6 protein-coding genes are annotated in these 11,443 nt (G+C 74.0%); all 6 read left to right on the top strand.

Going from position 1 to position 11,443, the window contains the following annotated elements:
- Nucleotides 1-177: 177 nt before the first annotated feature.
- The 6 genes from ACLJWH_RS26520 to ACLJWH_RS26495 all read left to right on the top strand — a co-directional run bounded on the left by ACLJWH_RS26520 (nt 178) and on the right by ACLJWH_RS26495 (nt 11,410).
- Nucleotides 178-3,126 (top strand): helix-turn-helix transcriptional regulator, encoded by a 2,949-nt coding sequence (locus ACLJWH_RS26520; RefSeq protein WP_411144263.1) that lies wholly within the window; start codon nt 178-180, stop codon nt 3,124-3,126.
- Nucleotides 3,107-5,869: an AAA family ATPase gene (locus ACLJWH_RS26515; RefSeq protein ID WP_411144262.1), complete on the top strand. Its 2,763-nt coding sequence runs from the start codon at nt 3,107-3,109 to the stop codon at nt 5,867-5,869. Before ACLJWH_RS26520 ends, ACLJWH_RS26515 begins: the two co-directional genes overlap by 20 nt.
- Nucleotides 5,859-8,687, top strand: a complete 2,829-nt coding sequence (locus tag ACLJWH_RS26510) for an ATP-binding protein (RefSeq protein WP_411144261.1) — start codon at nt 5,859-5,861, stop codon at nt 8,685-8,687. Before ACLJWH_RS26515 ends, ACLJWH_RS26510 begins: the two co-directional genes overlap by 11 nt.
- A gap of 486 nt (nt 8,688-9,173) precedes the next feature.
- On the top strand, nt 9,174-9,749 hold the full coding sequence (locus tag ACLJWH_RS26505) for a LuxR C-terminal-related transcriptional regulator (RefSeq protein WP_411144413.1): 576 nt from the start codon (nt 9,174-9,176) through the stop codon (nt 9,747-9,749).
- Between the two features lie 100 nt (nt 9,750-9,849).
- Entirely contained in the window at nt 9,850-10,629 is a 780-nt protein-coding gene (locus ACLJWH_RS26500; protein ID WP_411144260.1) for a thioesterase II family protein, read from the top strand.
- Between the two features lie 70 nt (nt 10,630-10,699).
- Nucleotides 10,700-11,410 (top strand): 4'-phosphopantetheinyl transferase family protein, encoded by a 711-nt coding sequence (locus tag ACLJWH_RS26495; RefSeq protein ID WP_411144259.1) that lies wholly within the window; start codon nt 10,700-10,702, stop codon nt 11,408-11,410.
- The last annotated feature ends 33 nt before the right edge of the window (nt 11,411-11,443 follow it).

The following is an 11,443-nucleotide window of genomic DNA, read 5'->3' as shown; positions in this document are numbered from 1 at the left end:
AGGACATCACAAGGACGTGGCATGCGCCACCGGATTGAACGGGAGCCGAAGGGGCGACAAGATTTCTGACCGGGTAACCTGACGCGCATCGATCATCATAATCTTGAGTGATTTTTCGCAAGATATGAGGACTGGGCGCCGTCGGTGAGAGGCGGCGTCCGCGGAGAGTGAGGGCCTATGGTGCTGGACCGGACAGACGCCTCCGGATTATCCAGCGCCGTGGTCGGCCGCGCCGACGAGCTGATGACGCTGAACTCCTACGCGGAGGCCGCCTGCGCCGGACGCTCCGGCCTGGTGATCCTGTCGGGCCCCGCAGGTATCGGCAAGACCAGCCTGCTGCGCGCCTTCCTCGACGGCGGCCCCGGCCGGAGCATGACCGTCCTGCACGGGACCTGCGCCGAGGCCGCGGCAGGTGCGGGCTACGGCAGCGTACGGGCCCTGTTCGGACCGCTGGGCCTGTGCACCGAGGACGCCGGGGACTCCCCGCTGCTGCGGGGCACCGCGCGCCGGGCACTCCCGGCGCTCACCGCCGGCCCGGCCGCCGAGCACCCGTCCGACGCCGCGGCCGTCTACGCGGTCCTGCACGGGCTGTACTGGCTCGCGGCGAACCTCATGACGGACGGCCCCCTCGCCCTCGTACTGGACGACGCCCACTGGTGCGACGAACGCTCCCTGCGCTGGATCGACTTCCTGCTGCGGCGGGCCGACGGTCTGCCGCTGCTCGTCGTGCTCGCGCACCGCACCGAGACCCGGCCGGTGGCCCTCGCCGCGCTGGAGGACATCACCGCGCAGTGCCGCCCGGCCCTCCTCCACCTGACACCGCTGACCCGGACGGACGTCGGGCAGATCGTGCGGGAGGTCTTCCCCGCGCCCGCCCACGCCTCCTTCACCGCCCGCGCCACGGCGGTGACCGGCGGCAACCCGCGCCTCCTCGCCCGGCTGCTGCACGCGCTGCGGGCCGAGGGCGTGCCACCGGACGAGCGGGGCACGCGCCGAGTCGCCGAAGTCGGCGGGCAGGTGGTCGCCGGGTCGCTGCGCGGCCTGCTGGCCCGCCAGCCCGGCTGGGTCGGCGACGTGGCGGGCGCGATCGCCGTACTCGGCGAGACGTCCCCGGAGCGCGTCGCGGCGCTCACCGCGGTACCCGCCCAGCGTGTGGACGAGGCCGTCACCGTCCTGCGGCGCGCCGACGTCGTGGCCCCCGACCGGCTGGACCTCGCACACGACGCCGTGCGCACGGCGGTACTCGGCTCGCTCGGCGACCGGGCGCGCGCCGAACTGCGGGTACGGGCCGCCCTGCTCCTCAGCGACCTCGGCCGGCCCGCCGAAGAGGTCGCCGACCAGCTGCTGCTCGTCCCCGACCTCGGCCAGCCCTGGATGGCCGCGGTGCTCCGCGATGCGGCGGCGCGCGCCCAGGCCCGGGGCGCGCCCGACGAGGCCGTCCGCTATCTGCGCCGGCTGCTCCGGAGCGAGCCGGACAGCCTTCCGGTGCGCATCCAACTGGCCCGGTCGCTGGCAGAAACCGACCCCGTGGAAACCCTCGCGCTGCTGCGGCAGGCGCTGGTGCCGGCCGCCGGCCTGGGCACCCGGGCGGCCGTCGCCGTGCAGTACGCGACGGTCTGCCTCACCGGGCCGGAAGCACACTCCGCCGTACGGATCCTCACCACCATCGTGGACGAACTGGCGGCGAAGGAGGAGCCCGACACCGGCGACCGCGAACTGCGCACGCTCGTCGAGTCCGCACTGCTGATCGCCGGATCAGCGGGGAAGGCGACGATCGCCGCCGCCCGCGACCGCGCGGCGCGACTGCCCGTACCGCCCGGTGACACCCCCGCACAGTGCCAGCTGCTCGCCATGATGACCGTGCTGACCGCCATAGAGGGCCAGTCGGCTCAGCGCACCGTCGAGCTGGCCCGGCGCGCCCTGCGGTTCCCGGGCGTCGCGCCGGGCGGCTGGTCACAGCTGGGCTCGGCCTTCGCCCTCAACCTGGCCGACGAACCGGAGGAGGCCCTGGCCGCGCTCGACCGCCTACTCCGGTACGGCCGGGAGAACGCCGCGGGCCGGACGTATGTGCTCGCGCTGTCCCACCGCGCCCTGGTGCTGCACGGCCTCGGCGCCCTCCCCGACGCGCTGTCCGCAGCCCGGAGCGCGATCGACGCCATCGGCCAGGAGAAATGGCGCGGGTACCAAACGGTCCCGCAGATCGCCCTGGCCACCGTACTGACCGACCGAGGTGAACCGGAGCAGGCCGAACGGCTGCTCGACGGCATGGAACGGCGCAACCTGGACGCCTTCGCCATCGACTATCCCTGGTACCTGATGGCCCGCGCCCGCGCCCGGCGGGCGCTCGGCGACAGCGCGACGGCGCTCGGCCTGCTGCGCGACTGCGGCCGGTCACTCGATGACGCGGGCATCACCAACGCCGCCTTCGTCCCCTGGTGGGCGGAGGCGGCCTGTCTGCTGGCCGAGCTGAACCGCCACGACGAGGCCCGCGAGTTCGCCGTGCACGGCACCGCCCTCGCCCGGCGCTGGGGAACCCCGCGCGCCCTCGGGCTGGCAGCCGTGGCCCGCGGCGTGAGCACCATCGGCCGGGCCGGTCTCGGCCCGCTGACCGAGGCGGCCGAGACCCTGGCCGACTCACCCGCCCGCGGCGAGCAGGCGCGGGCCGAATATCTGCTGGGCCGGGCGCTGCTGGCGGCCGGCGAGCGGCTCGGCGCCCGGGTACGCCTGCGCACCGCCGCCGGCCTCGCCCAGCGCTGCGGCGCCCTCCCGCTGGGCAGAGCCGCCCGCCGGGCGCTGCTGACCGCCGGCGGCCGCATGCGGGAGATCACCGGCTCGCCCGTCGACCTGCTCACCGGCCGGGAACGCAAGATCGCGGCCCTCGCCGCGGCAGGGGTGAGCAACCGGGCGATCGCGGAGTCGCTGTTCATCACCGTGCGCACCGTCGAGATGCACCTGACCGGCGTCTACCGGAAACTGGGCGTCAGTCAGCGCACCGACCTCGCCGCGATCCTGCACGCCGCCGGAATCCGCGCCGAGCACCCCGCCGAGGCGGCCGAACCACGGGTCGCACGGGCGACACCGGGACGAACGGAGCGGGACGGTGTCCATGGCGAACGAGCAGGCTGAGCGCGTCGCCACCGAGCTGCTCCTGATCGAGCGCGACCGCGAGCGCGCGGTACTGGACTCGGTGATCACCGAACTGGGCACGGGCCGCCCGGCCGTCGTGGCCGTCACCGGCCGGCCGGGCCTCGGCCAGCACGCCCTGCTGCGGTGGGCGGCCCGGCTCGCCGCGGACCGCGGACTGCGCGTACGGCACGCCAGGGCGACGGGGGCCGAACGCGAACTGCGCCACGGCGCCGTCGTCCAGCTCACCGGACCGCCGCAGGGACCGCCCCACGAACTCCCGTGCCGGCCGGACCGGTTGGCCGGTATGGCCGAGCTGCTGTGTGCCGCCCGGAGCCACCCCACCCTGCTGGTCGTCGAGGACACCCAGTGGCTCGATCCCGCCTCGCTCCAGTGGCTCCAGGCCCTGGTGCGCCGGCTGCCCGGCACCCCCGTCGCACTCCTTACCGGCAGCAGCGGCGTCCCGGTCCACGACTCCCCCTCGCCGTGTGCGGCCGACTGGCCGACGGCCCCGGCCGTGCGGACGGCCGAACTCGCCCTGTCCCCGCTGAGCGCGCACGGCGTCGCCACCGCCGTGGAACTGATCTGCGGCATCGCCGGCGACCAGCGGTTCACCGAGGCCGCCGTCGACCTCACCGCCGGCCACCCCGCCGTCCTGCACACCGCGCTGCGCCGCTTCACCGGGCACGGATACGAACCCGTCGCCGGATACCTGCCGGAGCTGCGCGACCTCGTCACGGCCGCCGCCGGTGACCACACGACACGTGTGCTGCACGGACTGCCCGACGCGGCCGTCGCCGTCCTGCGCGCCCTCGCCGTCTGCGGCGACCTCCTGGAGCTGCCCCTCGTCTGCCTGCTCGCCGGACAGCGGCACCTCCCCGAACCGAGGCTGCGGGCGGTCCTGGAGGCGAGCGGGTTCACCACGGCCGGCCACGCGGCGGCACCGCGCGTGCACGACCCGCTCGTACGCGCCCGCGTCCTGGAGGAGATGCCCGCCGACGAGCGCGCCGACCTGCACGCCCGCGTCGCGGAATGCGCCCACCGGGCGGCCGCCGCCGACGAGGACATCGCCGGACTCCTGCTCCACGCCCGCCCCCTCGGCACGCCCTGGGCCGCCCCCGCCCTGTGCCGCGGCGCCGCCGCCGCACAGCACCGCGGAGAGCACGCCGTGGCCGTCGCCTGCCTCGCCCGCGCCCTCGACGAACCCCTGGAACCCGCGCAGCGCGCCCGGCTGCAATTCGAGCTGGCCGCCGCCGAGGTGATGACCGCGCCCGAGGCCGGCGACCGCAGGCTCGCCGGGATCACCCGCGCCGAGCACGGCGCCGGCCGGCTGCGCGCCCGCGCCATCGACCTCGGACTCGCCCGCGGCAACGCCGACTGGGGCCGCCGTGCGGCGGCCGAAGCGATCCCGGCCGCGGACGGCGGCGAACAGGACGGCCTCATCGCCCTGTACTGGCTCGCCGAACAGACCCGGCAGGACGACACCGAGCTGGTCCTGCCCGAGGTCCCCGCACTGCCCGACCGGCCCGCGGACGCCCCCCGGGCCGGCGTCCGCGCCTGGCAACTGGCCCTGCGTGGCGACGACCCCGACGCGACCAGGGCCCTGGCCCGCAGCGCCCTCGGCGGCCCGGCGGACGCCGACTCGCTCGTCCTGCCCCGCCTGGTGGCCTGCCGTGCCCTGTCCCTGACCGATGACACCGAAGAGGCCGAACGCCATCTGGACGCCCTCCTCGCCCAGGCCCGCCGCCACCGCACCCCCACGGTCGTCGGCCGCATCCTGGGCATCCGCGCCGAACTGCATCTGCGCTGCGGCCGCATCGGCGCCGCCGAACGCGACATCACCGCCGCCGAACGCGCCTTGCCCTTCACCAGCTGGCACCCGTACGCCGTGCCCCAGCTGCTGAGCCTGCGCATCACCATCGACCTGGAGAACGGCCGCCGCGACCAGGCCCGCGCCCTCGCCTGCGCACCGACCCCGGCCGGGGCGGAGGACAGCGTCCTGTGGTCGTTCCTCCTCTTCGGCCGGGCCCTGGCCGCCGCGGCCGACGGTGAACCGGCCGCGGCCCTGGAGCTGTTACGCGAATGCGGACGGCGACTGCTGCGCCGGCAGTGGATCAACCCGGCCCTGCTGCCCTGGCGTTCCCTGGCCGCCCGGCTCGCCCACACGCTCGGCCACCGCGACGAGGCCCTGCGGCTGAGCCGCGAAGAGCTGCGGCTGGCCTGCCGCTGGGGAGCCGCGAGCGCCCTCGGCCGCGCCGAACTCGGCGCCGCGCCGGCCGCCGGCCCGGCCCGCACCGACCGGCTGCGCATGGCGGCCGCGGTGCTCCGCGGCTCACCCGCCCGCGCCGCCTACGCGGGGGCGCTGGTCGAACTCGCCACCGCGGAGAGCGAGGGCGGCGACCGGGAGCGGGCCGCGGCACTGGTGGCCGAGGTGGCACTGCTCACCGCGGCATGTCCGGTGCCCCGGCTCGCCGGGCGCGTGCGCCAGCTCGGCGCCGCCCTCCGCAGCCCCGCCGCACCCGCCGTGCCCGACGCCGCCGGACACCACGGCTGGGACACGCTCACCGAGGCCGAACGGCGCACCGCGCTCCTCGCGGGCTGCGGGCACGGCAACCGGGACATCGCGGAGCTGCTGTCGGTGTCCCGGCGCACCGTCGAACTGCGACTGAGCGGTGTCTACAAGAAACTGCGCATCAGTGGCCGCAGGGAACTGAGCGCGCTCGTGCGAGCCATGGATGGATGCTGACGCGATGCTGTGGGAGCGGGAGACCGAGGTGGCGCTGGTACGCACCGCGCTGCGGGGTGCCGACGAGGGCAGACCGGCGCTGCTGCTGCTGACCGGCCCGCTGGGCATCGGCCGGACCGCGCTGCTCCAGCACCTGCCCGAGCTGGTCGCCGGCGAGGACGTCCGCGTGCTGCGCGCGAACGCGGCGCCCATGGAGGCGGACTTCGCGTTCGGCGTGGTGCGTCAGCTCTTCGACAGCCTGCTCGCCGGCGCTCCGGAAGAGGCCCGCGAACGCTGGCTGCGGGACCGGACCTGCTTCGCCCGCCTGGTGTTCGCCGACGAGACCGCGCCCGCCGCCGACGGCCGGCTCGCCGCCCCCTCGGAAGCGGTCCTGCACGGACTGCGCACGCTGCTGGCCAACGTCAGCGCGGACAGCCGGCTGCTCGTCCTCGTCGACGACCTGCAATGGGCCGACACTCCCTCGCTGCGCTGGCTCGGCTACCTGGCCAAGCGCCTCCACGGGCTGCGCGCGGTCGTGGTCTGCACCGTGCGCGACGGCGACGCACGCGCCGAGCACCCCCTCGTACGCGAGATCGCCGAGGCGGCCGGACAGGTGCTGCACCCCGGTCCGCTCTCCCTCGACGCCGTCGGAGAAATGGTCTGCGACCAGTTCGGCGAGCCGGGCGACGAGGAGTTCGTCCACGCCTGCCACGAGATCTCCGCCGGTAACCCCGTCTTCCTCAGATCCGTACTGCTGGCCATGGCCGTCACCGGCAGCCGGCCGACCGCCGACCGGGCCGGTGCGGCGCGTGCCCTGCGGCCCGCCAAACTCCGTGACCGGCTGGCCAGTTGCCTGCGCACCCAGCCGCTGCTGGTACGGAACCTGGCCGCCGCGATCGCCGTCTTCGAGGAGCAGGACGACCCCGAACTCCTCGCCCGGCTCGCCGGGCTGGACACCATCGGCTACGCGGCCGCCCTGCGTTCCTTGCGCGCACTGGGGCTCCTCGCCGCCCGGCGGGAGCCGCGCTTCGTCCACCGCGCCGTCTGCGACGCCGTCGAATCGTTCCTGACGATGGCCGAGCGCGAGACCCTGCACGACACGGCGGCCGCCCTGCTCTACCGGCGCGGCTGCCCCGCCGAAGAGGTCGCCGCCCAGCTGATGCCCCTCACCGTCTCCCGCCACCCCTGGTCGATGGCCGTGCTGCGGACCGCCGCCGACACCGCCCTGCGCCGCGGCGCACCCGACACCGCCGCCCGCTATCTGCGGCGCGCCCTCCTCGACAGTGCCGCCCAGAGCGAGGACCGGGCCCGGCTGCTCATCGACCTCGCCACCGCCGAGCGCGCCTTCGACCGCGCGGCCTGCGAACGGCACATCTCCCAGGCGGTTCCGCTGCTGACCACCGCCTGGGAGAAGGCCGCGGCGGTGCTGCGCATCTCACCCACCCTCCTGGGCCTCGCGTCGTCGCCGGTCGTCGAGCTGCTGCGGCAGGTCGCCGATGACCTCGGCGCACCGGACTCCCTCGGCGGTACGGCCCGTGAGATGGCCCTGCGGCTGGAGGCCCGGCTGCGGCACTGCGGCCACGAGGACCCGGCCGAACTGAACGCGGCGGTCGGGCGGCTGCGGGCCATGGGGGACGAGCCGCCGCTGGACTCGGGCGCCGAGCGCGAGCTGGCGGCCGTCCTGCTCAACGCGGCGATCCTCACCAACCGGCTCTCCGCGGCCTCGGCCGCCCGCCTCGCCAACCGCATCCTCGAACGCGAACCCGCCACCTCGGCGCGTGTGCACTCCGTGCTGCCGCTGGTCGTCCTCGCCCTGTCCGCCGCGGACTCGGTCCAGGGCATCGACTCCTGGCTCTGCCTGGAACAGCGGACCCGCCGGCAGAGCGTCACCGTCGCCGACGCGCTCATCCACGTCGAGCAGGCCATGGTGCTCCTCGCGCGCGGGCGGCCCGCCGAGGCCCGCGAGCGCGCCGAGCGCGCGGCGCGGCTGGCCGCCGCCGACTGGCACGAGATCGGCACCATCGCCACCGTCGTCCGCGTCGCCGTTGCACTGGAGCTCCGCGACCCGGCACTCAGCGAACAGATCCTGTTCGACACCCGCGGGCACCGCCGGGAAAGCCTGGCCGTGGCCGCGATGATGCAGACCCTCGCCGCGGCCGTGGACGCCCAGAGCGGCCGGCTGGCCGGTGCGCTGGAGGGATTTCTCGCCTCCGGGCGGCGGTTGGAGGCGGTCGGCTGGCGCAACCCCGCGCTCTTCGCCTGGCGGCCCTGGGCGATCAGCCTCCACCACCGGCTCGGCGACACCCGCGCGGCCCTCGCGCTCGCGGAGGAGGAACACGCCCGTGCCGAGGAATGGGGAGCACCCGCGACCCTGGGCCGGGCACTGCGCCTCAAGGCCGCACTGCACAGCGGCAGCCAGGGCGTCATCCTGCTGCGCCAGGCGGTCGGCGTGCTGCGCGGCTCGGCCGACGAACTCGAACTCGCCCGTGCGCTCAAGCAGTTGGGGAAACGGCTGGACGGTGTTCCGGAGGCCGGGGAACTGCTGCGCGAGGCCGATGCGCTCGCCCTGGGCTGCGGGGCACCGTGGCTCTCCGAGAAATCCCGGGACGGCCGGAGTGCGGCCCCCGTACAGCAGGAGGCCAAGCTGACCCGCAGCGAACTCCGGGTAACGGCATTCGTCAGCCGCGGCCTCACCAACCAGGAGATAGCCGATGAACTCGGAGTGAGTTCCCGTGCAGTTGAGAAGCATCTGACGAATTCTTATCGAAAACTTGGTGTCTCGGGACGGCGGGAGCTCGTGGAGGCGCTGGCCGACCAGGGATCGGCCGAAATGCGTTAGCGGTTTCCGAAATCCGACGCCCGCAGTCCGCAGCCGTCGCCGAGGTACGGTGACGATCGCGTCAACCCGTGTGACAGGCCGGTTAAACATGCTGTTGAGGGCGCATGCGCGCACGACCGGGCGCCAGTCCGTACCACGACCACCGAAGGTGTGCGCGCAGACCGAACCATCCGAAAATGCAACCGCAGGTTTGGCCGTGCGGCCACGGGACGGCGTTGACGTCCGTACTCGGACTATCTAATGTTCTTTCCGGTATCAGCGAATGATCAGCTGGCCAGGGCATTCCGGGACGGAGCCCAAATGAATTCTTTTCCTTGAATCTTTGACGCAATTCTAGCGTGTGATTCCGAATGAACTTCCGGAATCCGAAGGGATGGCAGTCTCGTGGCGACGACCACACTCGCCGATTCGACGCAGGCCCCGTCACCAGGGCTCCTGGGCGACCAGGGCGGCACCCCACCACCGCTGGACCAGCCCGACCTGTGCATGGCCTGTCTCGACCCGGCGCTGACCATCCAGCAGGCGAACCAGGAATTCTTCCGGCAGTTCGGCGCCACCTCGGCGGAGGTCTGCGGACGCAGCTTCCGCGACCTGGTGCACCCCAGCGTCCGGCAGCCGCTGATGCGGCAGTTCTCCCGCCTGGTCGAGGGCAAACGCCACCGGTTCGTCACGCAGATGGTCGCCGTGCGGCAGCAGGACTCCGCGTTCGCCAGTCCGCTCACCGCCGTCGCCGTACGCGGTGGGACGTCCGACGTCAGCTCGATCCTCGTGCTCATGCCCCCGACGCAGATATCTGAGGACGGCGGCGTGGTCGCCAACCGCAAGAAGATCCTCACCGAGATCGATGCGCGCATCCTCGAAGGCATCGCCGCCGGCCTCTCCACCGTCCCCCTCGCCGCCCGGCTCTACCTCAGCAGACAGGGCGTCGAGTACCACGTCACGGGCCTGCTCCGGAAGCTCAAGGTGCCCAACCGGGCCGCCCTGGTCTCCCGGGCGTACTCCATGGGCGTGCTCACCGTGGGCATCTGGCCGCCGAAGGTCGTCGAGGAGTTCATCAAATGACGCCGCCGCGCGGAGCATTGAACCGCCGCCCCACCGGCCCGCACACCACGCCGCGCCCGACCGCCCACCGTCCGGCGGCGACGGAAACGAAGGACTGACCATGGCCGAGAACACCGTGGACGCCACCTTGTGGTGCCGGAGCCCGCTCCCCGCACCGGACGCGCCCGTCCGCCTGGTCTGCTTCCCGCACGCCGGAGGCGCGGCGAGCTACTACCACCCCGTCGCCCTCGCCCTCACCCCGGACGCCGAGGTCCTCGCCATCCAGTACCCGGGCCGCCAGGACCGGCACACCGAGCCCTGCGTGGACGATGTCGGGACGCTCGCCGACCACGTCCACGACGCGTTGCGTGACCGGATGGACCGCCCCGTGGTGTTCTTCGGACACAGCATGGGCGCCCTCGTCGCCTTCGAGGTCGCCCGCCGCATGGAACGCGACGGCGGGGGACCGGTCCACCTGTTCGCCTCCGGCCGTCGCGCACCCTCCCGCTACCGCCACGAAACCGTCCACCAGCGTGACGACGACGGCCTCGTCGCCGAGTTGCGCAGCATGAGCGGCACCGACAGCCGGGTCCTGGAGGACGAGGAAGTGCTGCGCCTGGTGCTGCCCGCCCTCCGCAGCGACTACCGGGCCGTGGAGACGTACCGTCATGAACCGGGTGCCTCGGTGCGCTGCCCGGTGACCGTGCTCGTGGGCGACGACGACCCCAAGACGACGCTCGACGAGGGCCGGGCATGGCGCGAGCACACCACCGGCGCCTTCGACATGCAGGTTTTCCCCGGCGGCCACTTCTATCTCACCGACCGGTCCGCCGACGTCATCGAAGTGCTGCGCGCCCGGCTCAAGTCGGCGGCGAACCAGCCTGATCGAGAGCCGGCCTGACAGGGACCTGATCGAGAGCCTGCCTGACAGCGAACCGACCGGAGCGGAAAGGACCCGAGGGAGACCTGGCATGATCGAGGAGATCCTCCCCAGTGGGGTCGTACCGGCCGAGGCGTTCGACGAGCTGCCACCGGACCCGGCCGAGCCGGCCACCCTCCCCTTCCCGGAAGAGACCGCGGCCGTGGCGCGGGCGGTCCCCCGGCGACAGCGCGAATTCGCGACCGTACGGGCCTGTGCGCGGCGCGCCCTCGGGGCTCTCGGCCTGCCACCGGTGCCGCTGCTGCCCGGCCGGCGGGGTGCGCCACAGTGGCCCGAGGGCGTGGTCGGCAGCATGACGCACTGCGACGGCTACCGCGCCGCGGCCGTCGCACACGCCTCTGACACCCTCGCGATCGGCATCGACGCGGAACCCAACGGTCCGCTGCCTGACGGCGTACTCGCCGCCGTCGCCCTGCCCCGGGAACGGGCACAGGTACGTGCCCTGGGCGGTGCCGACCCCGAAGTCCGCTGGGACCGGCTGCTGTTCAGCGCCAAGGAGAGCGTGTTCAAGACCTGGTATCCGCTCACCGGGCGGGAGCTGGACTTCGACGAGGCGGACATCGAACTCGACCCGGCCGCGGGCACTTTCACGGCTCGGCTCCTGGTGCCCGGCCCGGTCGTGGCCGGCCGGCCACTCGACGGGTTCACCGGCCGCTGGCTGGCCCGCGACGGTCTCGTCGTCACCGCGATCACGCTGAACCGGCACGGACCGCGACACCCCGAGCCGGTTCACCGGCCCTGACGGTGGTGAGCACGGCCGGCCGTGCGGGAGCGG

Source organism: Streptomyces sp. x-80 (genome assembly GCF_046549095.1).
In the GTDB taxonomy this organism is placed as follows: domain Bacteria; phylum Actinomycetota; class Actinomycetes; order Streptomycetales; family Streptomycetaceae; genus Streptomyces; species Streptomyces celluloflavus.
The sequence above is the reverse complement of the archived record's forward strand: the minus strand, read 5'-3'. Positions and strand labels throughout refer to the sequence as shown.